The 12,672-nt window shown below is 51.5% G+C and carries 11 protein-coding genes and 1 tRNA gene; 1 reads left to right on the top strand and 11 read right to left on the bottom strand.

The genetic code is table 11. The features are described from left to right. Window positions 1–3: 3 nt before the first annotated feature. The gene (locus AB3175_RS01090; protein WP_367359091.1) at window positions 4–300 is read right to left on the bottom strand and encodes a hypothetical protein; all 297 of its coding nucleotides are present in this window, start codon (window positions 298–300) and stop codon (window positions 4–6) included. Between the two features lie 488 nt (window positions 301–788). Next, window positions 789–2,051 carry a hypothetical protein gene (locus tag AB3175_RS01085; protein WP_367359090.1) on the bottom strand — a complete coding sequence of 421 codons (1,263 nt, stop codon included), beginning with the start codon at window positions 2,049–2,051 and terminating at the stop codon, window positions 789–791. Window positions 2,052–2,539: 488 nt separating this feature from the next. On the opposite strand from AB3175_RS01085, the gene AB3175_RS01080 reads away from it, so the two are divergent. Further along, a complete protein-coding gene (locus tag AB3175_RS01080; RefSeq protein ID WP_367359448.1) occupies window positions 2,540–2,638 on the top strand; it encodes a toxin-antitoxin system HicB family antitoxin in 99 nt (32 codons plus the stop codon). A gap of 439 nt (window positions 2,639–3,077) precedes the next feature. Here the strand turns inward: AB3175_RS01080 and AB3175_RS01075 are convergent, their stop codons facing one another. The 9 genes from AB3175_RS01075 to AB3175_RS01035 all read right to left on the bottom strand — a co-directional run bounded on the left by AB3175_RS01075 (window position 3,078) and on the right by AB3175_RS01035 (window position 12,616). After that, complete coding sequence (locus AB3175_RS01075) at window positions 3,078–3,305, bottom strand: hypothetical protein (RefSeq protein WP_367359089.1); 228 nt, start codon at window positions 3,303–3,305, stop codon at window positions 3,078–3,080. A gap of 141 nt (window positions 3,306–3,446) precedes the next feature. Beyond that, window positions 3,447–3,523, bottom strand: a tRNA-Pro gene (locus tag AB3175_RS01070). A gap of 13 nt (window positions 3,524–3,536) precedes the next feature. Next, on the bottom strand, window positions 3,537–4,151 hold the full coding sequence (locus AB3175_RS01065; protein ID WP_367359447.1) for an XTP/dITP diphosphatase: 615 nt from the start codon (window positions 4,149–4,151) through the stop codon (window positions 3,537–3,539). Beyond that, a complete protein-coding gene (gene rph, locus AB3175_RS01060) occupies window positions 4,148–4,870 on the bottom strand; it encodes a ribonuclease PH (protein WP_367359088.1) in 723 nt (240 codons plus the stop codon). Before rph ends, AB3175_RS01065 begins: the two co-directional genes overlap by 4 nt. A 52-nt stretch (window positions 4,871–4,922) precedes the next feature. Then, window positions 4,923–5,657: an N-acetylmuramoyl-L-alanine amidase gene (locus tag AB3175_RS01055; protein WP_367359087.1), complete on the bottom strand. Its 735-nt coding sequence runs from the start codon at window positions 5,655–5,657 to the stop codon at window positions 4,923–4,925. A gap of 58 nt (window positions 5,658–5,715) precedes the next feature. Next, on the bottom strand, window positions 5,716–7,887 hold the full coding sequence (locus AB3175_RS01050) for a bifunctional (p)ppGpp synthetase/guanosine-3',5'-bis(diphosphate) 3'-pyrophosphohydrolase (RefSeq protein WP_367359086.1): 2,172 nt from the start codon (window positions 7,885–7,887) through the stop codon (window positions 5,716–5,718). Window positions 7,888–8,039: 152 nt separating this feature from the next. After that, a complete protein-coding gene (locus tag AB3175_RS01045; protein WP_367359085.1) occupies window positions 8,040–9,785 on the bottom strand; it encodes a proline--tRNA ligase in 1,746 nt (581 codons plus the stop codon). 74 nt (window positions 9,786–9,859) lie between these two features. Next, window positions 9,860–10,948 carry a flavodoxin-dependent (E)-4-hydroxy-3-methylbut-2-enyl-diphosphate synthase gene (gene ispG / locus AB3175_RS01040; protein WP_367359084.1) on the bottom strand — a complete coding sequence of 363 codons (1,089 nt, stop codon included), beginning with the start codon at window positions 10,946–10,948 and terminating at the stop codon, window positions 9,860–9,862. A gap of 264 nt (window positions 10,949–11,212) precedes the next feature. Further along, window positions 11,213–12,616 carry an amidophosphoribosyltransferase gene (locus AB3175_RS01035; RefSeq protein ID WP_367359083.1) on the bottom strand — a complete coding sequence of 468 codons (1,404 nt, stop codon included), beginning with the start codon at window positions 12,614–12,616 and terminating at the stop codon, window positions 11,213–11,215. Window positions 12,617–12,672 lie beyond the last annotated feature (56 nt).

Genomic DNA, 12,672 nt, shown 5'->3' with positions numbered 1-12,672 from the left:
TCATCAATCAAAGCCCAAATAGGGCATCGGAGGCAAATAGCCACTGTTCTCCCACATCCTCGCCGCTTCCGAGATGGAGATCCCCTCTGGTTGGCAACGCTCACCGTCATGCTCTCGCGGCCGCAGCATACGGCATCCATAGGGGCGTTCCTGCCAGGACAGTTCGCAACCGTTATCATTGTGGAAGATGCAACCAGCCATCCGGTCACGATATTTGTAATGCGGACGAATCACCCGAGCCCTTATGTCTGAATCCAAGAGCAGGATTACACCGTACTTGCCGCTGTTCAATGCCTCCATGACCGCCTCCGCGGACCCAAACTCCGAAGGCAGACAGTGTCCGGGCTGTATCTGACAGCATTTACCTCTGCAGCGCACGCACATCTCGGTCTCCCGGTATCCTTCTTTCATTTCCCCGGCACTTACCGGATTCCCTGATAAAAATGAATGATCTTCGGCCATGGTATGTTTGTCCTTTGCTGACAACAGCTTCTGAAATCGTGAGAACTCTTTTAAAGAAAAGAGGAGCCATGTAATACTTTATTAGGATCATCTGGTTGCTGAATTTTTTCCTTGATTATGTTGAATCCGTTTTTCAATGACTTTATCTACCAAAGCGACGAAAAAATTGATCATTCACTTGATTTCTTAATGTTCGAGAATAGCTGTCATATTCAGTGAACAGCCCGATGTGGACCCTCATGCCGGTGGGTGTGGAAGGGGTTTGGAAGGCTGAAGAAGAGCCCCCCCGCCCACTCGATTAGCCATCATTCATTCGTTGGCTAACATCAAATAGCCTCGCATACCTTAGTGAGAATCTCTTGCCGACTCTGCTCGTCTTGTTTTTGGAAAAATTCACGAATTTGCCTTTTTACGTCTTCCTTGTCAACCAGATCACACAAGGCCTCAATTGCTTCCTCTCCACCCCCCCCAAAAAACTGACCCCTCGGGTAACGCATGGTTTGGTGTGTCAATTCCAAAACCACCTTCAATGCACCATATTGTTTCTCTGCCTTTATCATACGCGCCACAGGCGGAATGAAACGATCGAGCACGTAAGGTAAATAACCCAAGCCCATGAAAAAGCCGATTTCATGGAGTTTCTCATCGATGAGTTTATAATGCGCCGCATCATCAGATGGTGACGTTTCTTCAAGTATCAATCTTGCTATGCCGAAAGTATTGATAATCTCAGTGAGCACTGCCTCGCGTCCAAGCATATTATCGGGAGTGACATGCCTATCCCAACATGGCGCATAGGGAAAGGACACGGGAATAGGAGGCTTGTCTAACGGTGGGTAAACTAGTTCCTTATCCTGATCGGTAGTCATTTCTTTGTATGGAATGCGAATCCTGGTATAGTATCGCGCATTCGTCTCTGACGACATTTGGACACATACATCCTCGGCGCCTTCCGCATGAGCGCCGTAGCGACGGAATGGTTCATTGTTAAGCTGCAAAAGTGGATAATGAAATGTATTAGGGGACAGCCTGACTTTAAGCCGAAGGAAAATAGGAGGTGCCGCTGGTGCGGTGTAATCGATTTTCGTTTCTGGTTCACACTTTTCAACAATCAAATTCATCTCAGGAACTTTTACGGCTCCACCACCTATATTCATCAGACAAAAGTTCAGTTCATTATCAGATACCGGATATTTGGGATTATATTCAGGCTCACTGATTATAAGCTTAGGTACAGTCAATGCGCTTTTCGTCTCTTCGACCAATTTTACAACAGAGCCAATAAGAGCATTCAGACGGTCTACATCCTCGCCTAATGCAGTCAGCCCATGAAGAAAATCATCGTCAGAACGTTGCATATCCTGTAGAAGTTCCAAAACATCCCCTATGCCCGGTCCGCCTGCAGCTCTTGACTTTAGTGCTTGTTTGACCGCTTTCGAAAGAATCGTGCCCACCAGGGGCACCGGTATTTTTTTTAGTTCCTCGCTGAGCAATTCAACTGCTGTTTCTTTGGCGGCTTCAGCCAAATCACGTGGAAATTTGGATAGTATTCCGTCGACTTGCTTTCGTGCTTCTGTGAGCCATTCCATTTTCAGCCTCCTTGATAGGCATTTTGGGAATCTTGGTGCAAGAGATGGCTAATAATTAATATCCGAACTTCGCTTTTTTCCGATTTATTGTTACCATAATTAGGAATTTAAATTTTTTAAAATAAGTTTTATGTCTTATATTTTCATACATATAGCAATCTACGGAACTTCGAATATCATGGAAATAAGGACTAAAAGCGATCTTCTTAATTTATGGAAATTTTGTCAAAGATTGTCGTTCGAAATCAAGTAATTTTATCCATAGCGACGCGTAACTGACTAGAGGTGGTCTGGGTGGTCAATTTTGGGTTATCACAACCACCAGACAAACTGTTTAAACTGTCTATCTGGATTCCATGGATCCCAATCCCACTATTGCCATAACTCCCAATCGAATTAACGCCAAAGAAATGAGTCAAAGAAATGATTTCTATCCAATGTCAAAATTGATAAGCAACTATTTTTAGTTTTCTCTTTACGGCAATGAAATTGAATTCTGTAAGGAACACGATAGGCATCCGGAAAAATCTTTCAAGGGTTCCTTCAACATCCGTCTCACCTCAGAACTTCATCAAATACTTGTGTAGCACGCCTTGTCGGAAGGGTTGACACTGAATAATTTTGTATGATCGTCTGCATCGTTAAGTCCGCTCACCATGGGTTCGATTCCCATGCACTCCCGCCATTTATTCAATAATTTCAAAATATATTCTGGGCATGAAAAGAACACGGAACGAACATGCTTTGCTGTGATTGGCCGAATTCGTCCTACGGCATAAAAAAAAGAGAGTACGAATAATCCGTATCCTCTTTTTTATTGGTCGGGGCTGCTGGATTTGAACCTGAATAACGTTGCAATATAATCTATCAATTTAAATATAAGTATGTAAAAAAAGATTTAGTGGCTATCTAGAGGCTTTCTAAGAACATATGAGCCTCAATGGATCAAATACGCTCCTGAGACGTTAGTTCAAAAAACCCCGACGGATTTCTCCATTGGGGGTTTTTTGATAATGCAAGTTCAGACTATTGGTTAATTATTTCTTTGATTATTTGTTCACATCCAGCCATGATTTCATCAAATACTACCGGGGGGACATCGAGTCCCAATTCTTCAAAATGCTTTTCGCCTTGAGTCTTAATTTCTTTCAACGTTGCCAGGGGGTCTTCGGTTGCCAAACATTCTCCGATAACATCGTTGAATGCCAGTATCATCTGCTTCTTCTGTTCTTTTTTCTTTTGCCTTTTATTCATATGAAGTATCTCCTTTGCCTTCTTATTAACATATCGTCTCCAAGGGACGAAATAAATTAAGCTGTTTGTTCATATATTTTCCCCGATTTGATTACAAAATAAAAAAAGGGCTATGGCATACCCATAACCTCTTGATAATATTGGTCGGGGCGGCAGGATTTGAACCTGCGACATCCTGCTCCCAAAGCAGGCGCGCTACCAAGCTGCGCTACGCCCCGTATTTATATGTGCTTATGATTCTTTTTTGGCCGGATATGACCGTTTTCTTAAATGATCCTTCAGTGCTTGAAGGGCTTTCGCCCGATGGCTGCTTCTGTTCTTTTCCTCGGATGTCAACTGCGCCACGGTTCTGCCGGATTCCGGAAGCAGGAAGACCGGATCATAACCGAAACCGCCGGTTCCTGCAACCATTTCGCTGATGAATCCATCCCATCTTCCGTCAAACGATTCGTAGTTCCCATCCGGATGATAAAGAACCAGCACACAGCGAAAGGCAGCCGACCGGTCCTTCGCTGGGACCCCATTCAACAGCTCCATCAGTCTCTGGTTGTTCTGATTGTCATCCGCACCCTCACCGGCAAAGCGGGCAGAATAAATTCCCGGTTGGCCGTTGAGTGCATCGACTTCCAATCCTGAATCGTCAGCCAGGGCGATTTCACCCGTGAATTCAGATATGACTCTGGCCTTTTTCAAGGCATTTTCGAAAAATGAGCTTCCGTCCTCGACAACGTCAGGGGCATTCGGATATGCCTCCAGGGATTCCAGGTTGACGTCCAGTTCCTCGAGAATCGCCCGGACCTCCCGGACCTTTCCTTTATTTTTAGAGGCAAAAACGATCTTGATCAGAACTGGCCTCCCAGTGTCTGCTTCTGAATTTCAGTCAGTGCCTGGATTCCCCTTCCGGCCAGCTCGATCATTTCCGTCAATCGGTCCCGGGAAAAGGGGACTTTCTCTGCGGTTCCCTGCACCTCGATAAATTTCCCCATGCCCGTCATGACCACATTCATATCGACGTCCGCCTGCGAATCCTCGACATACTCCAGGTCGAGCATAAGCGTGTCGTTAATAATCCCGACGCTGACGGCACTGACGTAATCCAGCAGCGGCATGGAGCCGCACCTTCCCTCTTCCTTCATCTTGCGGAAAAGGTCTGCAAGGGCGACGAAACTTCCCGTAATGGACGCCGTGCGTGTACCGCCGTCAGCCTGGATGACGTCACAATCGATATATACGGTGTTTTCCCCGAAACTCTCCAGGTCGGTAACAGCACGCAGGGAGCGCCCTATCAACCTCTGTATTTCATGAGTCCGCCCTCCGATTCGACCCTGCGCGGCCTCTCTTTTGTTTCTCTCCTGAGTCGCCATGGGAAGCATGGCGTATTCAGCCGTCAGCCAACCCTTTCCCGAATTCTTCAAGAAAGGCGGAACTCTCTCTTCCAGCGTGGCCGTGCAGATGACCTTCGTGTCCCCCATCTCAATCAGGACGGAACCCTGTGGATGTTTCAAGTAATTCCGCGTGATTTTCACGTCCCGGATTTCATCGTGTCTGCGGTCGTTTTTCCTCAAACTTAGAAGGCTCCCCGAATAGATATGACTGCTGCAAAGGAATGCGGACTGTTCAGTAAAGTTCTTTGATGCTCTTGCTGATGGCCCTGGCAACGGCGAGCTGGATTTCCTTTTCCAGCATCTGCTTCTTGTCCTCCGGGTTTGAAACAAAACCAAGCTCAACAACGACGGCCGGCTTGACGATGCCCTCCAGAACGGGAACCGCTGCCTCTCGAAGCCCGCGGCCTTTCCTGGGAAATACCTGCTCCAGGTTCTTTTGCAGGATATAGGCGAACCGCACGCTGTCATTGAGATGTTTGTTTCTCGCCATGTCCGTCAGGATCACAGACGAATCCTCATTCTCACCTTGCGTGTTCCGCTTGAACCCCGGGAAATAAATTTCGAATCCCGATGCCTTTTTTCCGAACCCGGCGTTTACGTGCAGGCTGAGAAAAAGATCCGGGGCTGCATTGCGTGCGAATTGTTCCCTCTCGCGAAGGCTGAGCGTCCGATCCGAATCACGGGTCAGCTGCACGCGTATGTTCTGAGACGTCATCAATTCTTTCTGAACGCTGCGGGCAATGGCCAAGGTCACGTCCTTTTCATAAACGTCGTCCGAAAACCGCACCCCTTTTTCTGAACCGCCGTGGGCCGGGTCAAGGACGACCAGCATCCCCTCCCGCGCTGCCAATGCCGAAAGGGGCAGCACATACATGGCCAGAAGCAGCAGAATCAGCCATGAAAAAACGTTATTGAGACGAACATACGGAAACGCCTGTCGCACCATCTTTCCTGTACTCTTCAACATAAATTGAGCCTCTCATACAGCAAACAACAAATCTCTGTCAACACATATATGGGAAACATCAGCCGGATAGGCGTGGATGCTCCTTTACCTTGTGCACCCTTTCCACTGAAAGGACTTCCTTGATCTGCTGAATCGCCGAGGTCAGTGTTTGCAGCTGCCTCAGCCCAGTGACATCAAGCCGGAAAAAGCAATTCACCCGCATGTCCCTGCTGGTATCCACTCTGGCGGTGCTGATGTTTACGTCAAGGGAAGAAATCACCGAGCTGATTTCCGCCAGGATGCCTTTCTTATCCTTGCATGTGACGACCATATTCACGGAATAGGTCTGCGATGCCTTCGCACTCCAGGCCACGTCCACAAACCTTTCGGAATCCAGCTCCGAAAGACGTTCACAATCGGCCGTATGAATCGTAACGCCCCGCCCCCTTGTTATGTAACCGACGATCTCATCTCCGGGGATAGGGTCGCAGCAGTGGGCAAACCGCACCATGATGTCCTCAATGCCGGTAATCAATATCCCCTGGGAGTCCTCTTTTTTGGTCCTTTTCGCTGCCCTGTCGGCAGGCACCCTTTCAGGGGCGCTGATTTCATCATGGATAAAATGATGGACAACCCTTTTCGGGGAGACTCGTCCGTAGCCCACAAGGGCGAACAGATCGTCCGGGGTGTTAATCGATAATTCCGTGAAAAGATCGCGGATTTCATCCGATTTAACCGCCGAGCTCAACTTGAGGGAGTTCTTGCGGAACTCCTTCTCCAGCAGTTCCCTGCCGAGGGTGATGCTCTTTTTGCTTTCCTCTGCCTTGACCCAGCCCTTGATCTTTGACCGCGCCCTTGATGTGACGGCGTACTTCAGCCAGTCCTTGCTGGGATGGTGTCCGGCCTGCGTGATGATCTCAACGGCGTCACCGTTTTTAAGCTCATATTTCAGGGGGACGATGCTCCGATTGACCTTGGCCCCGACACAGGTATGCCCCACGTCGGTATGGATGCTGTAGGCGAAATCAATCGGTGTGGCCCCCTTCGGAAAAGACCGGACATCGCCGTCGGGCGTGAACACATAAACCTCATCGGGAAACAGGGCCAGCTTCAGGTTCGTCATGAACTCGCGGGGGTTTTTCAAGTCCTGCTGTATTTCCAGCAACTCCCGCAGCTTTCGGATCTGCTCCTCGTCGGCGCCTGGAAGCATCCGTTTTTCCTTGTACCGCCAGTGTGCGGCAATCCCCTCTTCCGCCCATTCATGCATCTCTTTCGTCCGGATCTGGATTTCCACCCGCTGGCCGGACGGACCGATGACGGTCGTGTGGAGGGAGCGGTAGTTGTTCGCCTTGGGCATGGCGATATAATCCTTGAACCTTCTTGGAACCGGTATCCACAGGGCATGCACGATACTGAGGGCTTCATAGCAGTCTTTTTCCTTGTCGGAATCCAGGATGATGCGGAAGGCCGTCAGATCATAAACCTCGTCGAAATCAATTTTCTGTTCGTGCATTTTCTTGTGGATGCTCCAGAAATGCTTTGCCCTGCCCTCGACTACGCCTTTAAGGCCGTACTCGTCGATCTTTTCCTGGATCATCCTCTTGACTTCCCTGGTATATTGATCCCTCTTTTCCCGCGTTGAGTCTATCCGCTTTGTCAGATTGGAATAGGCGTCGTAATCCAGGTAGCGGAAGGCCATGTCCTCCAGTTCAACCTGCATCCGGTAAATGCCCAGCCGATTGGCCAGGGGCGCATAGAGTTCCATGGTTTCCTTCGCAATATACCGTTGCCTGTCCGGTGTGTGGAACTCAAGAGTTCTCATGTTGTGAGTGCGGTCCGCCAATCTCACCAGGAGAATCCGGGTATCCGCGGACATGGCCAGAATCATCTTGCGGAAATTCTCCGCCTGCCGCTCCTCCTGACTTCTGAAGGTGATCTTGCTGATCTTTGTCAACCCGTCGACCAGGAAGGCGACATCTTTTCCAAAGAGCTCTTCTATCTGTTCAAGGGTCGTCAGCGTATCCTCAACGGTGTCATGGAGGAGTCCCGTCGCTATGGACGCGGCATCAAGCTCCATGTCGGCGAGGATTCCGGCAACTTCCATGGGATGGGTCATGTAGGGCTCACCGGATAGGCGCACCTGCCCCTGGTGAACAGAGGCCGAAAAGATGTAGGCCTTTTCGATCAGCTCCTGTTCTCCCGGAGTGAGATATTCCTGTGTTTTGTCAAGGATATCGATGATCCGCAGCATGACGTCTCTTTAATTCCAGCCCTTCATGTTCCCGGCTACCTGACCTGGTCCCATTTTCTTTAACGTGCAACCCGCGGCCTGGCCGATGGCCCCCGACAAAGAGCGCATTGATCGCAAAGTGGTCTGTAAATCCAGGCAGAAAGGGTTTCCGGCTATTCGCTGCCCGCTGAACCGCTGTTTTCCAGGTTCATTTTCCCGCTGATCAGTTTCCGGATATAATTCTCAACCTCTTCCAGGGGGACGGCGGTCACCTCGCCGGTGTCCCTCAACCGGATTTCAACCTTTCCCTCGGCCAGTTTCTTGGGACCGATCGTCACCCGGATCGGGATGCCGATCAGGTCCGCATCCTTGAATTTAACGCCGGCGCGCTCATCGCGGTCATCGAGCAGCACCTCGAATCCGCCGGCGGCGAATGAGCCATAAAGTCGCTCCGCAGCCTCGGCAAGGGCGGAGTCGTTCATATTCACAGGCGTGATGATGACATGGAAGGGCGCAATCGGCATGGGCCATACAATTCCATTTTCATCATTGTTCTGTTCGATGCATGCCGCGACGGTTCTTCCGGTTCCTATCCCATAGCAGCCCATAATCATCGTCTGCTCTTTACCGTTCCGATCGAGAAAAACGGCCTCCATGGCCTTGCTGTATTTTGTTCCCAGTTTGAAGACGTGCCCGACCTCGATGCCCCTGGCGAAGGACAGCGCCTTCCCGCAGCGGGGACAGTCGTCCGTTTCCCTGGCGATCTTCAGATCCGCGAAAGCCTCAATCTGGAAATCACGGCCGGGATTGGCATTGCGCAGATGATAGTCCTCCTTGTTTGCACCCATGACCACGTTCCTCATGTTGATCAGCGTGTTGTCCGCAATGATCCGGCCCCGAAGCCCGACGGCCCCGGCAAATCCGCGGGGGGCGCCCGTAATTGCTTCAATCATGTCATCCATGGCCAGTTCGAGCTCGTCACAGCCCAGGTAATTCCTGACCTTGATCTCGTTGACCTCTTCATCTCCACGAACCAGCACGGCCACAGGCTTCCCGTCGGCGCTGAAGATCATGGTTTTCACGATCTCCCGGGGGGACACCCCGAGAAAGGCGCAGACCTCTTCGATGGTTCGGATGTCCGGGGTGTGTACTTCCGTCAGGGGCAGCTCTTCCACTGCATCCAGGTTTTCTTTCTCCGGCGGATGCACCTCCGCCTTTTCCAGGTTGGCCGCATAGGAACATGAGCTGCAGAACACCAACCCGTCCTCCCCTGAATCGGCCATCACCATGAACTCATGGGAAAAGCTTCCGCCGATCGTCCCGGAATCGGCCTCGACGGGGCGGAATTTCAGTCCGCACCGGGAAAAAATCCTTTTGTATGCTTCAAACATCTTCGAATAACTGATCTCGGCCCCTTCCTCATCGGCATCGAAGCTGTAGGCGTCCTTCATCCCGAATTCCCGGCTCCGCATGACTCCGAAGCGGGGGCGGATCTCATCCCGGAACTTGGTCTGGATCTGGTAGAGATTTTTCGGAAGCTGCCGATAGGTTTTGAGCTCATGGCGGACCAGGTCTGTAATGACCTCTTCGTGAGTCGGCCCCAGGCAGTATTCCCGGTCATGTCGGTCCCGGAAGCGCAGAAGCTCTTTGCCATAATGCTCCCAGCGCCCGGACTCCTGCCACAGTTCCGCCGGCTGGACCATGGGAAGAAAAACCTCTTGGGCACCGGCCCGGTTCATTTCTTCACGGATGATCTGCTCAACCTTTCTGATGACCCGGTAACCCAGGGGGAGATAGCAGTAAACCCCGGCAGACAGTTTTCTGATCATCCCCGCTCGGAGCATGAGCTGATGACTGATGACTTCGGCATCTGAAGGGACTTCTCTTTCTGTGGGCAGGAACATTTCCGAATAGCGCATTTAACCTCCTTGTCCTTGCATAGGCGATAGAATGAACGGAGTTAAAGAAAAATCAGGGCCACCACCGGTCCCGTTTATTTCTCTTCGATATTCCTTTTGTTTCTTGTTATTTCCGAAATTTCTTCAAGCAGTACTTCAAGAAATTCCTCCTCCTTGATCTTGCGGATGACGTTTCCCTTTCTGAACAGGAGACCCGCCCCCCGGCCGCCGGCGATTCCAACATCCGCCTCAGCCGCTTCTCCCGGTCCATTCACGACGCAGCCCATGAGGGCGATCTTCAGGTCGTCCTTCATCCCGACCAATGCCTTCTCGACCCTTTCAACCAGGGAGAACAGGTCGATTTCACAGCGTCCACACGTGGGGCAGGAGATGATATCCGGTCCGACCCTGCGAATGTCCAGTGCCCGGAGAATGCCGTAGGCCAACCCGACCTCGGAAACGGGGTTGCCTGTGACAGAGACGCGGATCGTGTCGCCGATTCCCTCGTAAAGGAGCACCCCCATGCCGATGGAGGATTTGATGGCTGAATTTACCAGCGTCCCTGCCTCGGTCACCCCCAGGTGCAGCGGGCAGTCCGTTTTGGCCGCAACGATCCGGTAGGCGTCGATCATGGTGGGGACGTGGGAGGATTTAAGGGAAAGCTTGATGCGATCGAATCCCAGATCTTCCAGAAGGGCGAGATTATTGAGGGCGCTTTCCGCCAGGGCTTCAGCGGTAGGCCCGCCATACTTTTCCAGTATGGGCTTCTCCAGCGAGCCGGCATTGATGCCGACCCGGATGGCCGTGTTGTAATCCCTGGCGGCGCGCACAACGTCGGCAATGTTCTCTTTTCCCATGTTGCCTGGATTGATGCGGATGCCGTCCATATGCTGCTCGATGGCCATGAGGGCATAACGGGCATTGAAATGGATGTCGGCGATGATTGGGATGTGGATGGCCTTTTTGATCTCACCCAGAACCGATGCCGCTGCCTCATCGGGCACCGCCACGCGGACGATTTCACAGCCGGCGTTTTCAAGGGCTTCGATCTGGGCTACCGTTTCAGGGACATTTCGTGTATCCGTACACGTCATGGACTGAACGGCAACGGGTGCATCTCCTCCAATCTGAACATTTCCCACCCAAAGGGCCTTTGTTTTTCTTCTCCGGAACGGGCGATTCAATGTAAATCCTTATATTTTTCGATTGGTTTTTTGTATAGCACAAAGATGCGAATGCCTTCAACGGGGAATATCTTTCCGAGCATTGAAGGATAGTGACTTCGGGATGTCTGTTCTTCTGATTGAATTGAGGAGCTCTTGGAGGTGCGTTTTCTTTTCCGGTATTTCAGCAAAAAATCGTGAGGAATCGGATTTTCCCGTCAACGAACCTTCCGGATCCTTCGCCCTCGGTAAGCCCGATCCTCCGCCTTTTCGCGGCAGACCTGATCAGAGGTCACCCCCCCGCCAGCAGTGGAGGCAAAGCTGATCTTCCGGAAGGCCGATCGCCTCGATCATGGCTTCAATATTCAAGAATTTCAAAGTCGTCACGTTGAGGTCCCTGCGGATCCACTCGACCATTCTTGAATATTCCTTCGAGCGGCAATCCAGATAGGGGGTGATATCGGAGGGCTCCTTTCCCTCGATGGCCAGGATCGCCCTCCGGGCAGCCAGTTCCGATGTAGAGCGCGTTGAAGATCCGTAAAGGCAGGTAAACATGAGCGGGGGGCAGGCCGGCCGAACATGAATTTCCCGGGCACCATTCTCCCACAGCTTCTTCACTGTGTAATTCTTTAACTGTGTTCCGCGGACGATGGAATCATCACAGACAATCATCCGGTTGCCGTTGATGACGTCATGGACCGCGCTGAGTTTCATGGTGGCGACGAGGTCCCGGATATCCTGTGACGGCGGGGTATAGCTCCTGCCGTACCCGGGGGTGTATTTGACCAGGGGACGGCGATAGGGGATTTTTGATTCGGCGGCGTACCCCAAAGCGTGCCCGACACCTGAGTCGGGAATGCCGCAGACAAGATCCGCGGAAATGTCATCCTGCCTGGCCATCGCCCGGCCGCAGCGCTCACGGGTATTCTCCACGGAAATTCCCTCGTAGGAGGAGGAGGGATAACCGGTATAGATCCAGAGAAAGGCGCAAACTTTCCGCTGGTTGTTTGCAGGGCGCAGAACCTTGTATCCGTCGGCGGTCAACAGGACAATTTCTCCCGGGCCGATCACCTTGTCCAGCTCATAGTTCAGGTTGGGGAAGGAACTGGATTCCGTTGCCACGGCAAATCCCTGCCCCGCCCGCTCCCTGCCGATTGCCAGAGGAAACCGTCCATATTTGTCCCGTGCGGCATAAAGGCCCTCCTCCGTCAGGATCAGAGTGCAGATGGACCCCTCGATGGCCTCCTGCATCCGCACAATGCCTTCGACAAGGCTTGTCCCTCTGCTGATCAGCTTGGCCACGAGTTCCACGGTGTTCACGACGCCGTTTTTTATCTCACTGAACGAGGTCCCCTCCCGAAGCAGCTCCGCCGTCAAACGATCCTTGTTCGTTATCAGGCCTGATGCCGCGATGGCAAAAGTCCCGAATCTGGAGCGGATGATCAGCGGCTGCGGCGAATCGTCGTCAATGGCCCCAATTCCCGCTGTCCCTCTCATCTGCCGGTAGTGATCGACGAACTTGGATTTGAATTGCGCCTGACTGATGCTGTGAATGGCCTTCTTGAAATTGTTTTCCCCGAATACGGCCAGACCGCCATTTTCCGTTCCCAGATGGGAGTGGTAATCCGTTCCGTAAAAAAGGGTCTTTATGCAGCTTTCTCTCGCTACGACTCCAAATAAACCGCCCATGAAATAAACGCCCGCCCCTATTGATGTGTTGACATTACAAAATTCCGCTGATGGTT

This window comes from Syntrophus sp. (in: bacteria), assembly GCF_040768185.1.
In the GTDB taxonomy this organism is placed as follows: Bacteria; Desulfobacterota; Syntrophia; order Syntrophales; family Syntrophaceae; genus Syntrophus; species Syntrophus buswellii.
The sequence above is the reverse complement of the archived record's forward strand: the minus strand, read 5'-3'. Positions and strand labels throughout refer to the sequence as shown.

What these genes read in the sequence shown, in the direction of transcription:
- AB3175_RS01075 (WP_367359089.1), bottom strand. Translation starts at nt 3,305, where the DNA reads ATGAATAAAAGGCAAAAGAAAAAAGAACAGAAGAAGCAGATGATACTG.
- AB3175_RS01050 (WP_367359086.1), bottom strand. Translation starts at nt 7,887, where the DNA reads ATGCTGCGGATCATCGATATCCTTGACAAAACACAGGAATATCTCACT.
- AB3175_RS01035 (WP_367359083.1), bottom strand. Translation starts at nt 12,616, where the DNA reads ATGGGCGGTTTATTTGGAGTCGTAGCGAGAGAAAGCTGCATAAAGACC.
- AB3175_RS01085 (WP_367359090.1), bottom strand. Translation starts at nt 2,051, where the DNA reads ATGGAATGGCTCACAGAAGCACGAAAGCAAGTCGACGGAATACTATCC.
- AB3175_RS01055 (WP_367359087.1), bottom strand. Translation starts at nt 5,657, where the DNA reads ATGTTGAAGAGTACAGGAAAGATGGTGCGACAGGCGTTTCCGTATGTT.
- AB3175_RS01045 (WP_367359085.1), bottom strand. Translation starts at nt 9,785, where the DNA reads ATGCGCTATTCGGAAATGTTCCTGCCCACAGAAAGAGAAGTCCCTTCA.
- AB3175_RS01090 (WP_367359091.1), bottom strand. Translation starts at nt 300, where the DNA reads ATGGAGGCATTGAACAGCGGCAAGTACGGTGTAATCCTGCTCTTGGAT.